General features: G+C 37.1%; 4 protein-coding genes, 25 tRNA genes, 1 rRNA gene, 1 pseudogene and 1 riboswitch. Of the genes and pseudogenes, 30 read left to right on the forward strand and 1 reads right to left on the reverse strand.

The genetic code is table 11. The features are described from left to right. From rrf to metK, 29 genes and pseudogenes are all read left to right on the forward strand, one after another. Window positions 1-103, forward strand: a 5S ribosomal RNA gene (rrf, locus tag J7E16_RS11095); the annotation flags it as partial. 22 nt (window positions 104-125) lie between these two features. Further along, window positions 126-201 (forward strand) — tRNA-Val (locus J7E16_RS11100). Between the two features lies 1 nt (window position 202). Continuing rightward, window positions 203-275 (forward strand) — tRNA-Lys (locus tag J7E16_RS11105). A gap of 40 nt (window positions 276-315) precedes the next feature. After that, a tRNA-Leu gene (locus tag J7E16_RS11110) sits at window positions 316-397 on the forward strand. A 33-nt stretch (window positions 398-430) separates the two neighbouring features. Continuing rightward, a tRNA-Thr gene (locus tag J7E16_RS11115) sits at window positions 431-503 on the forward strand. A gap of 7 nt (window positions 504-510) precedes the next feature. After that, a tRNA-Gly gene (locus J7E16_RS11120) sits at window positions 511-582 on the forward strand. A 50-nt stretch (window positions 583-632) separates the two neighbouring features. Further along, a tRNA-Leu gene (locus tag J7E16_RS11125) sits at window positions 633-721 on the forward strand. 3 nt (window positions 722-724) lie between these two features. Continuing rightward, window positions 725-798, forward strand: a tRNA-Arg gene (locus tag J7E16_RS11130). Window positions 799-824: 26 nt separating this feature from the next. Further along, window positions 825-898, forward strand: a tRNA-Pro gene (locus tag J7E16_RS11135). An 11-nt stretch (window positions 899-909) separates the two neighbouring features. After that, window positions 910-982, forward strand: a tRNA-Ala gene (locus tag J7E16_RS11140). A gap of 29 nt (window positions 983-1,011) precedes the next feature. Then, window positions 1,012-1,085, forward strand: a tRNA-Met gene (locus tag J7E16_RS11145). 18 nt (window positions 1,086-1,103) lie between these two features. Further along, a tRNA-Ile gene (locus J7E16_RS11150) sits at window positions 1,104-1,177 on the forward strand. 37 nt (window positions 1,178-1,214) lie between these two features. Beyond that, window positions 1,215-1,304, forward strand: a tRNA-Ser gene (locus J7E16_RS11155). A gap of 26 nt (window positions 1,305-1,330) precedes the next feature. Beyond that, window positions 1,331-1,403: transfer RNA gene (locus J7E16_RS11160), tRNA-Met, on the forward strand. 37 nt (window positions 1,404-1,440) lie between these two features. Further along, window positions 1,441-1,513, forward strand: a tRNA-Asp gene (locus J7E16_RS11165). 5 nt (window positions 1,514-1,518) lie between these two features. Further along, window positions 1,519-1,589 (forward strand) — tRNA-Gly (locus J7E16_RS11170). Window positions 1,590-1,597: 8 nt separating this feature from the next. Next, window positions 1,598-1,671, forward strand: a tRNA-Ile gene (locus J7E16_RS11175). 31 nt (window positions 1,672-1,702) lie between these two features. Beyond that, window positions 1,703-1,790 (forward strand) — tRNA-Ser (locus J7E16_RS11180). A gap of 22 nt (window positions 1,791-1,812) precedes the next feature. Beyond that, a tRNA-Glu gene (locus J7E16_RS11185) sits at window positions 1,813-1,884 on the forward strand. 47 nt (window positions 1,885-1,931) lie between these two features. Then, window positions 1,932-2,021 (forward strand) — tRNA-Ser (locus J7E16_RS11190). 26 nt (window positions 2,022-2,047) lie between these two features. Next, window positions 2,048-2,120 (forward strand) — tRNA-Met (locus tag J7E16_RS11195). A gap of 37 nt (window positions 2,121-2,157) precedes the next feature. Continuing rightward, window positions 2,158-2,230 (forward strand) — tRNA-Asp (locus J7E16_RS11200). 15 nt (window positions 2,231-2,245) lie between these two features. Next, window positions 2,246-2,318 (forward strand) — tRNA-Phe (locus J7E16_RS11205). Between the two features lie 11 nt (window positions 2,319-2,329). Beyond that, a tRNA-Gly gene (locus J7E16_RS11210) sits at window positions 2,330-2,400 on the forward strand. Between the two features lie 11 nt (window positions 2,401-2,411). After that, window positions 2,412-2,485 (forward strand) — tRNA-Ile (locus J7E16_RS11215). 19 nt (window positions 2,486-2,504) lie between these two features. Beyond that, window positions 2,505-2,576, forward strand: a tRNA-Glu gene (locus tag J7E16_RS11220). 243 nt (window positions 2,577-2,819) lie between these two features. Beyond that, window positions 2,820-3,032, forward strand: a pseudogene (locus tag J7E16_RS11470) (IS30 family transposase); the annotation flags it as partial. A gap of 201 nt (window positions 3,033-3,233) precedes the next feature. Then, entirely contained in the window at window positions 3,234-3,575 is a 342-nt protein-coding gene (locus J7E16_RS11225) for a zinc ribbon domain-containing protein YjdM (protein ID WP_214891702.1), read from the forward strand. Between the two features lie 1,402 nt (window positions 3,576-4,977). Next, a riboswitch (SMK box riboswitch) is annotated at window positions 4,978-5,065 on the forward strand. Further along, the gene (metK, locus tag J7E16_RS11230; RefSeq protein WP_214891704.1) at window positions 5,063-6,253 is read left to right on the forward strand and encodes a methionine adenosyltransferase; all 1,191 of its coding nucleotides are present in this window, start codon (window positions 5,063-5,065) and stop codon (window positions 6,251-6,253) included. (Overlaps the previous riboswitch by 3 nt.) Before the next feature lie 219 nt (window positions 6,254-6,472). Here metK and J7E16_RS11235 read toward each other — a convergent pair whose 3' ends face one another. Then, window positions 6,473-7,111, reverse strand: coding sequence for a phosphatase PAP2 family protein (locus J7E16_RS11235; RefSeq protein WP_214891706.1), 639 nt, complete (start codon window positions 7,109-7,111; stop codon window positions 6,473-6,475). Between the two features lie 324 nt (window positions 7,112-7,435). Here J7E16_RS11235 and J7E16_RS11550 point away from each other — a divergent pair. Continuing rightward, window positions 7,436-9,026, forward strand: a 1,591-nt coding sequence (locus tag J7E16_RS11550; RefSeq protein ID WP_285439412.1) for a glycoside hydrolase family 73 protein, incomplete at its 3' end; no start/stop codon positions are given.

Raw genomic sequence — 9,026 nt, forward strand, 5'->3', positions numbered from 1 at the left:
GCAAGAAGGTCACACCTGTTCCCATGCCGAACACAGAAGTTAAGCTTCTTAGCGCCGATGGTAGTGAAGGGTTTCCCTTTGTGAGAGTAGGACGTTGCCACGCAAATTCAATTGTTTTTTTATATGGAGGTTTAGCTCAGCTGGGAGAGCATCTGCCTTACAAGCAGAGGGTCGGCGGTTCGATCCCGTCAACCTCCACCATGAGTCATTAGCTCAGTTGGTAGAGCATCTGACTTTTAATCAGAGGGTCGCAGGTTCGAATCCTGCATGACTCATAGCTAATCATGCAACTATGTTTAGTTATGCCATATTTTTGCGGGTGTGGCGGAATTGGCAGACGCACTAGATTTAGGATCTAGCGTCGTAAGACGTGGGGGTTCAAGTCCCTTCACCCGCACTGTTTTTATTGAATGACTGAAGTATTACTTTAGCCGGCTTAGCTCAGTTGGTAGAGCATCTGATTTGTAATCAGAGGGTCGAGGGTTCAACTCCTTTAGCCGGCATTCTTTTGCGAAAGTAGTTCAGTGGTAGAACATCACCTTGCCAAGGTGGGGGTCGCGGGTTCGAATCCCGTCTTTCGCTTACTAGTTTGACTAGTAAAATCATTCATAAAAATGATAAACTGTTCTAATGCCGGGGTGGCGGAACAGGTAGACGCACAGGACTTAAAATCCTGCGGTGAGTGATCACCGTGCCGGTTCGATTCCGGCCCTCGGCACCATACGCACCCATAGCTCAATTGGATAGAGTACTTGACTACGAATCAAGGGGTTAGAGGTTCAAGTCCTCTTGGGTGCATTTCTTTTGAAAGAAAGAATCAACAACGGGAAGTAGCTCAGCTTGGTAGAGCACTTGGTTTGGGACCAAGGGGTCGCAGGTTCGAATCCTGTCTTCCCGATTTTTAAATCAGGGGCCTTAGCTCAGCTGGGAGAGCGCCTGCCTTGCACGCAGGAGGTCAGCGGTTCGATCCCGCTAGGCTCCACTTTTTTTAAAAATTATCACTTTTATTATGGCGGTGTAGCTCAGCTGGCTAGAGCGTCCGGTTCATACCCGGGAGGTCGGGGGTTCGATCCCCTTCGCCGCTATTGTTTTTTTAAGATCTTGGACCTTTAGCTCAGTTGGTTAGAGCAGACGGCTCATAACCGTCCGGTCGTAGGTTCGAGTCCTACAAGGTCCATTAATCGGTTGAGATTAAAGTAACCTTGTATTGTTATGGAGGATTACCCAAGTCCGGCTGAAGGGAACGGTCTTGAAAACCGTCAGGTGTGTAAAAGCACGCAAGAGTTCGAATCTCTTATCCTCCTTTTTTTAAATGTTTCATTAATATTATCGCGGGGTGGAGCAGTTGGCAGCTCGTCGGGCTCATAACCCGAAGGTCACAGGTTCAAGTCCTGTCCCCGCAATTTATCTTTTTTTAAAAGATAGTTTTAAATGCAAAAAGGTCTCGTGGTGTAGGGGTTAACATGTCTGCCTGTCACGCAGAAGATCGCGGGTTCGATTCCCGTCGAGACCGTTTTTGCGAGTGTAGTTTAGTGGTAAAACCACAGCCTTCCAAGCTGTTGATGCGGGTTCGATTCCCGCCACTCGCTTTTTTTATGGGCCTATAGCTCAGCTGGTTAGAGCGCACGCCTGATAAGCGTGAGGTCGATGGTTCGAGTCCATTTAGGCCCATTGAATAAATTAATAGTTAGTTTTAATTTTTGGGGAAGTACTCAAGTGGCTGAAGAGGCGCCCCTGCTAAGGGTGTAGGTCGTTAACGCGACGCGAGGGTTCAAATCCCTCCTTCTCCGTATTTTGTTTTCATAAATTTTAGACCCGTTGGTCAAGCGGTTAAGACACCGCCCTTTCACGGCGGTATCACGGGTTCGATTCCCGTACGGGTCATTTACAATTTTGTCTAATTTAATAGTTCATCATTGTATCAGTCTTATGGAGGATTACCCAAGTCCGGCTGAAGGGAACGGTCTTGAAAACCGTCAGGTGTGTAAAAGCACGCAAGAGTTCGAATCTCTTATCCTCCTTTTTTTAAATGTTTCATTAATATTATCGCGGGGTGGAGCAGTTGGCAGCTCGTCGGGCTCATAACCCGAAGGTCACAGGTTCAAGTCCTGTCCCCGCAATTTATCTTTTTTTAAAAGATAGTTTTAAATGCAAAAAGGTCTCGTGGTGTAGGGGTTAACATGTCTGCCTGTCACGCAGAAGATCGCGGGTTCGATTCCCGTCGAGACCGTTCAATTAAATAGTTGGCCCGGTAGCTCAGTCGGTAGAGCACTTGATTGAAGCTCAAGGTGTCGGCAGTTCGATTCTGTCCCGGGCCATTTCTTTTAATGCAGGTGTAGTTTAGTGGTAAAACCACAGCCTTCCAAGCTGTTGATGCGAGTTCGATTCTCGTCACCCGCTTTTTTTTTTTTGGGCCTATAGCTCAGCTGGTTAGAGCGCACGCCTGATAAGCGTGAGGTCGATGGTTCGAGTCCATTTAGGCCCATTGTACTAATGAAAATATAGACCCGTTGGTCAAGCGGTTAAGACACCGCCCTTTCACGGCGGTATCACGGGTTCGATTCCCGTACGGGTCATCAGATAATTAAACGAAAAGAGATTGGAGGAAATTCTCTGGTCTTTTTTTTGTTTAATTATAAAAGGTTTCATCAAAAAAGATAGTTTTATCTTTTAAATCGAGTGTAGTTCGGATACAGTTATTATGAGACATATGAATTTTCCTCTCGAGTGAGTTGTCGTGACTTTATTCTAACTGGAAAATTCATTCATACTAAAAATTATACAGCCGATTCCTCTCACCAACGTCCTTTATTGTATAATTCTTAAAAGAAAGCCATACAGCCCTTAAGTATTACTAATAGTACAAAGAAAACAAAAGATGTTGTGGACGTCACAGAATCGTTCTCCCAAAGAAACAATAGGCTTACATCAAAGATAAAGTCGCTCAAGGTTGGAGTCCTAATGTCATTGTCGGTCGGGCAGAAGAGTCCATTAAGTGTTCCGATAGTACCCTTTACCGTCAATTCCAAGAAAATCATTGAAGTATCAAACACCAGTGGAAGTATTCTTGAGTTACAAGGATGGAGATAGTTTGTCTAGCTTAATTTGACAAATTAGAAAACAAATAAAATTCTACTTAAACAGATGCAATATATAAAATGAAAATATGCATTGCCAATCCATTAAGGGTATGCCATTATGTAGGTAACGATAGTCATTGGAGGAGAGAATACATGTCTAACTTACCAAATTGTCCAAAATGTAATTCAGAATACACTTATCAGGATGGTAACCTTTTTGTTTGCCCAGAATGCGGCCACGAGTGGGGAGTAGATTCAATTAGTGAAACAGATAAAAGTAAAAAAGAGTTCAAAGATGCACATGGAAATAAATTAATCGATGGAGATTCAGTAATTGTTATTAAAGATCTTAAAGTAAAAGGGACTTCCAGTGTTGTAAAAAAAGGAACCAAAGTAAAGAATATTCGTTTGGTTGACGGTGATCATGATATTGATTGTAAAATCGAAGGTATTGGTGCTATGCAATTAAAAACGGAATTTGTAAAAAAGGCTTAATGTCAGTGAAGAAAAACAAACTAAGGCCATTTCATTTAGCTTAAATGGTTTTTTTTTTTTTTTTTGAAATATGAGGAAAATCTCTTTTTAATTTGAATATTTTTTATTCAAATTAGATTCTCTTTTCTATAATTTATACAATTTTTTTTATTTGATACCAATTTACAAGGGAGAACATGATTATTACAATAATGGAATAAATAATGATATGCATAATGCCATAGTTTCGATACTTTAATTATATAAGATGGTACCCTTTTTGTTTAGGTTAAATCATTATTTTACTATAAAAAAAAGAAATCATTATTCCCACAAAAAAGTGAGAATAATAATTTCTTTTTTATTTTTCACTGGAACTTTTGGCCCAGCCTCTTTCCTACTACATTTCGTTTTTATTTAAGTAACATGAATGAGTAGAATAATACTAAGGGCTATAAAAAAAGAAATTGAATAGAGTTGTAAAGTCCTTTGTTTAATTTTTGAAGGAATGGTTTCTTCTTTAGAGAAGAGAGATTGGATAAGTTTAACAGCAAAAGGTAATGTAAGTAGAAAGATAAAGGTTGATTTTTTGAAAATAGGGATGAAAAAAATTAAGCTTACTAAGTAAATTGACACTAACAAGCATAAAAAGATTAGATTAAATCTTTTTGCGTCTAAAAAAATAGTATTTGTTTTATTTTCATTTGAGTGTTTGGTAATTTCTGCATAGTTTAGTTGAAGCTTTCCCAACTCTACTAAAAATAGAGTTAAAATTAAAGGTATACTCCAATAAAAAAGAGTGATGGGGATGAAATTTGCTTGGATATAAAAACTTAAGTAGGTTAGGATTCCTCCTTTGAATACGCTGGAAACAACCAATGTTAACCAAGAATAACCATGTCTGACTAAGTAGAATTGTGAGTGGATCACTAAGCTATAGAAAAAACAAAGTAAACCTGCTAAGGGATGGATCGTATATGAAAAATAATAAATGAGCGATAAGTTGATCAATTCAAAAATAATACAAGGGAGATGATTAAATGAAAGAGTTGTTTTGGCTGATTCAAATAAAAAGTTTCCTAATAAATGGTTTATAAAAATAAAACTATACAATAGAAAGAAACGGATGAAATTATGCTGGGTATATTGACTAGCGTAAAGAGTGCCTACAAGTAAATAGGATAAGGGAATTAGAAATGTTAATAATAAAGGGTGATAGAGATAATGAATGATCTTTTTATAAATAGATTGCACCAATGAAAAACTCCTTTTAATTGCTTAATTATTCTTATTTTACCTAAAATAGGTAGTAGGGTACAGGTAAATAAATAATAAGTGAAATGAACTGATAAGAAAGCACAGAGTTATTTATCAAATTTGATGGATTTAATATTAATGAATCATAAATTATGGTAAAATAGTTAAGGTTTGCAAATCGGATTCCCGAGAGGATTCACTTTTACAGTGGAGAAGCCTTGTAACCGAAAAATTAAAGGGGGAACAAATGAATGACAGAAAGAAAATTATTTACTTCTGAATCCGTTTCAGAAGGACATCCAGATAAGATGGCGGATCAAATCAGTGATGCGATATTAGATGAGATTTTAGCAAAAGACCCTGATGCAAGAGTTGCTTGTGAAACAGCTATAACAACAGGACTTGTATTAGTAATGGGAGAAATCTCTACAACAACTTATGTGGATATCCAAAAAACAGTGAGAGATACAATTCGCGATATAGGGTACACAAGAGCTAAGTTTGGATTTGATGCAGATACCTGTGCAGTAATTGTTTCTATTGATGAACAATCAAGAGATATTGCCCAAGGTGTGGATGATTCCTTAGAATCTAAAGAAACAAATCAAGATGAATTAGATCAAATTGGTGCAGGTGACCAAGGTTTAATGTTCGGTTTTGCAATAAATGAAACACCTGAATTAATGCCGTTACCTATTTCATTGAGCCACCGTTTGACGAAACGTCTTTCTGTTGTTCGAAAAGAAAAGATAGTTTCTTATTTGAGACCAGATGCAAAAGCGCAGGTTACGGTTGAATATGATGAAAAGAACAAACCATTGCGTGTAGATACGATTGTTATCAGCACTCAACATCATCCAGATGTTACCTATGATCTATTGAAAAAAGATATGATCGAATTAGTAATCAAACATGAAATTCCTAGTGAATTACTAGATGAAGATACTAAGTACTTTATTAACCCAACGGGGCGTTTTGTTATAGGCGGACCGCAAGGAGATGCTGGATTAACTGGGCGTAAAATCATCGTTGATACTTATGGCGGTTATGCCCGTCATGGTGGTGGAGCATTCTCTGGAAAAGATCCTACAAAAGTAGATAGATCAGCAAGTTATGCAGCTCGGTATATCGCAAAAAATATTGTAGCTGCCGGACTTGCAGATAAATGTGAAGTTCAATTGGCTTATGCAATAGGCGTTGCATATCCTGTGTCTATTGCTATTGATACATTCAATACAGGAACAGTTGCAGAATCTCGCTTGATCGAAGCAGTACGTGCTATTTTTGATTTAAGACCAGCTGGTATTATCAAAATGCTAGACTTGCAAAGACCTATTTACAAACAAACTGCAGCGTATGGACATTTTGGACGTACTGATATTGATTTAACTTGGGAACATACGGACAAAGTTGATGGTTTAAAAGAATTTTTAGCCAAGTAAAAGAGTAAGATGTAAATAAGAAAGCCCAATGATATTTAATCATTGGGCTTTCTTATTTTTTAATTGAAATGAGGAAAAGGAGCACTTTCGAGCACATCTAATTCCTCTTTACGTTCTATAAACGATTGAATCAGTTAGGGCTATTTTATCACATATTATTATATATTGGATCAGTAGAAAGAGAGGGATCATTTTCAGTTGAATCTTTTCGTGATAAGATTATCGGATAAAAGCAGCGAAAAGAGATAACCAAGAGCCTGCTAAGAAAAAACCTGCAATTACATCAGAAGGAAAATGAACTCCTAAATAGATTCGACTAATACCAACAGCAATAATGATGACTGTTGCCAAAAGACAAGCTAACCATCTGATCCAATTTCTTCGAGTTAGGTGAAAAACCAGTAAAACGATCCCTCCATAACAAATTAAGGCAGCCATAGAATGGCCGCTGGGAAAGCTGTATCCACCCTGTAAAACAAGATGTTCAATGGTTGGGCGCGTTCTTTGGAAAATGAGTTTAACAAGTTGGTTTAATAACCCGGCTCCTATAACAACATGAAAAATATAGGAATATGCAATTTTAGGATCTTTCTTTCTCGAAATAAAGTAAAGACTGACAAGAAGAGTTATTAAAATAATAACGTTAGTTCCTCCCATATCGGTTACAAAGGAATAAAAAGACGTTCTTTTAGGAGATAGGTTAGTTAAAATAAGATTTGAAATAAATTGATCAAATGTATTAAGCCATTCTGTTTGCCGTGTTACTCCATAAGCAAATAGGCTAAAAGGGATAAGTAGTAATAGACTGATAAAAAAATAATTTGTAGTGTAAAAAGGTTTGCTCGTAAAAGATCTCATATTTTTGCCTCAGACTTTCTATAAAATAATTTGTAAATTAAATAAAGAGATGATCGTAAAAAACAGTTTAGCATATCTAATGTATAGAATAAAGTAAAAAAAGGTGCTACTGCACTAAAAAGATAAGTTATATAAATATAAATTGCTTTATAAACATGATATAACTATAAACCATGTTACGTTTGTGTAACGTATATTAAAAAATAGAATTCTAATTAGGTTAACCTTTCATTATAAGTTTGTTAAAGATATAATAAAATAGCAATAGTATTATAAAAATTATCTCTAAAAGATACTAAAGAAAAAAATATGGGGGTACTCACTTTGGAAAAAACAAGAAAAGAAAGAATTTCAGCTGAAAAAAATAAAAAAAGTTTTGATCAATTAAGAAACTCTAATGGAATGATCAAAAAAGGCACAGCTGTTTTTAGTACAACTTTGTTAGTGAGCTTACTTGCGTTTCCAACCTTCTCTGTTTCAGCTAGTGCAAATGATTCAGCAGAAACTAGCGGCGTTGTATTGAAAGATGCGCTTGAACAAAACAAGTATACAGATGAAGAAGGTACAAAAGTAGCAGTAGAAGCAAGTAGTAAAGAAAAAGAGTACATAACAGAGGATAGTTTAGGCGATAAAGAAAAAAAAATTAATGAGCTTAAAGCACTTATTTCAGATGAGGAATTTGAATCTTTAAAAGTTGAATATTTAGACTTTGAAAATTTATCAATCGAAGACATCGACGACTTAATTAAAAATGTTCCAGACATAGACACAACTGCAGTAGTATTTAGTGAAGGATCATATGAAGAAGCAGTAGCAACAACAAAAACAGCAACAGAAGCAATAGAAGCAATAGAAGCAATAGAAGCAACAAAAACAGCAGAAGCAGCAACAGCAGTAGCAACAACAAAAACAGAAGAAGCAGCAAAAACAGAAGCAGAAGCAGCCAAAGTAGAAGCAGCCAAAGTAGAAGCAGCCAAAGTAGAAGCAGCCAAAGTAGAAACAGCCAAAGTAGAAGCAGCCAAAGTGGAAGCAGCCAAAGTAGAAGCAGCCAAAGTAGAAGCAGCCAAAATAGAAGCAGCAAAAGCAGAAGCAACAAAAGCAGCGGCAACAACGACAGCTAAAACATATACGGTGAAATCTGGTGACACTTTAAATAAAATTAGCAGTGCTAATGGTGTAACGGTAACGCAACTGAAAACATGGAATAAACTGTCTTCAGATCTAATCTTAGTAGGCCAAGTTTTAGCTTTAAATGAAGCAGCGGCTAAAACAGTGACTGTAACAACTCCAGTTAAAACAAATGAAGCAATTGCAGATGCAACAACACCAGCTGGATTCGTTAATGCTATTACATCTTATGCAAAACAAGTTGCAGCTAATAATGACTTGTATGCTTCTGTTATGATTGCTCAAGCAGCTTTAGAAAGTGGATATGGTACTAGTAAACTGTCAACTAGTCCAAACTACAATTTATTTGGTATAAAAGGAAGTTATAACGGAAATACAGTCACGATGTATACTTCTGAATGGAGCTCTTCAACCGGCTGGATTTATATCCCGCAAAACTTTAAAAAATACCCTTCTTATGCTGAATCGTTGCAAGATAATGCTAACTTATTGAAGAGAGGTACTTCATGGGATAATGGATATTATGCAGGTGCATGGGTCAGTAATTCCGATAGCGCTTATGAAGCCACTGCTTGGTTACAAGGGCGTTATGCAACTGATCCGACATATGCTTCTAAATTAAATAGTATTATAAATTCATATAATTTAACACAATATGATACAAAATCTTCAGGAGCTATAACTCAGACTACTCCAGTATCAAATGATAATAATGTCTCAGCGCCAAGCACAGGAACAACAAGCAGCACGTCATACGCTGTGAAATCAGGTGATACATTAACGGCTA

It is taken from the genome of Carnobacterium sp. ISL-102 (genome assembly GCF_018612935.1).
Taxonomy (GTDB): Bacteria; Bacillota; Bacilli; order Lactobacillales; family Carnobacteriaceae; genus Carnobacterium_B; species Carnobacterium_B alterfunditum.

Bases quoted from the DNA above. Each gene is read 5' to 3' on its own strand.
- metK (WP_214891704.1), top strand. From the start codon at position 5,063: ATGACAGAAAGAAAATTATTTACTTCTGAATCCGTTTCAGAAGGACAT.
- J7E16_RS11225 (WP_214891702.1), top strand. From the start codon at position 3,234: ATGTCTAACTTACCAAATTGTCCAAAATGTAATTCAGAATACACTTAT.
- J7E16_RS11235 (WP_214891706.1), bottom strand. From the start codon at position 7,111: ATGAGATCTTTTACGAGCAAACCTTTTTACACTACAAATTATTTTTTT.